Origin of the sequence: Vibrio splendidus 12E03 (assembly GCF_000272105.2) — a bacterium.
In the GTDB taxonomy this organism is placed as follows: Bacteria; Pseudomonadota; Gammaproteobacteria; order Enterobacterales; family Vibrionaceae; genus Vibrio; species Vibrio splendidus_I.
Map to the genome: position 1 here is coordinate 1 of NZ_AJZD02000297.1, position 244 is coordinate 244.

The 244-nt window shown below is 52.5% G+C and carries 1 pseudogene; it reads right to left on the reverse strand.

The features are described 5' to 3' along the window. Positions 1-244: pseudogene (locus A142_RS18620) on the reverse strand (DDE-type integrase/transposase/recombinase); the annotation flags it as partial.

Genomic DNA, 244 nt, shown 5'->3' on the forward strand with positions numbered 1-244 from the left:
CTCTGCCTTGGCTTTGTCTTTCGGTTTGTAGGGGCGAGCTGGCATCACAGCGGTTTGATAGTGATTAGCCAGTTTTTGATAGCTGTCGTTCAGCCTCGGCTCATAACGATTCGCTTTAGTGACCGCGCTGCGTAGGTTATCGGGAACTAAGAGTTGTGGTACGCCACCGAAGTGCTCGAACGCATTTGCATGCGCCTCTAACCAGTAAGGCTTCCCTTGGCTGGGGAAGGCTTCAACATAGGTG